This is a genomic window from Arthrobacter sp. CP30 (assembly GCF_053470025.1).
The window spans coordinates 1-614 of the sequence record NZ_JBQEMM010000038.1 but is presented as its reverse complement, the minus strand read 5'-3'; the positions used below and the strand labels follow the sequence as shown (position 1 = coordinate 614).

Sequence of the window (614 nt, the reverse complement as noted above, 5' to 3'; positions counted from 1 at the left end):
ATCCTGCTGAGCATTTCTTTCCCCCCTCGCGGAGAAAGTCGCACAAAGGCTGGGCTCGTCGCAACAGAATACGCAAGCGCCGGGCTATGCTAGAAGATGCCGAGCACCTTCGGCCGAGCGCTCTTCACCGCTGCGGCATCCCGTTTCTCGCAGCGTTCGATGATCCCGAGAGCATCCGCAGTGCGGCCATTAGCCTTATCGAGTTGCCCGGTCTGCGCATCGGCGAAGGCGATCCACTCGCCCACCGTATCGCCATTGGGGATTTCCGCGCCCGGGACCGGCTTATGCCAGCTATCGGGGATCAGGGTGCTGCACGCACTCGGGCTTGCCACGATAGGAGGCCCGGCGGCACAGGCTTGCGCGAGCAGCAGCGCTGACAGGGGCAGAAACTGGCGCATCGGCGCCCTCTGCATGGCGAATCGCATTGGTATTCTCCCGGGTCGTCTGGTCCGTGGCCGCATCTGCGTCCATGCGGTTGCCGACGGTGGTGGCTGCATCACTGCCGCTGACGAGCGTCGCGCCGGCCTGACCGGTGGCGAGCCTGGTCTCGGTCTTGGCATTGCGCGTGGCAGTGCACTGGTTGAGCAGGAGCAGGACCGCGAGCAGCGCAACGA

At 65.0% G+C, this 614-nt stretch carries 2 protein-coding genes; both read right to left on the bottom strand.

Annotated features, from left to right (window positions below):
- Positions 1–89 precede the first annotated feature (89 nt).
- On the bottom strand, positions 90–245 hold the full coding sequence (locus tag ACTIMO_RS17205; protein WP_345850080.1) for a hypothetical protein: 156 nt from the start codon (positions 243–245) through the stop codon (positions 90–92).
- A gap of 46 nt (positions 246–291) precedes the next feature.
- Positions 292–614: hypothetical protein (locus ACTIMO_RS17200; protein ID WP_448183210.1), on the bottom strand; the 323-nt coding region annotated here is incomplete at its 5' end.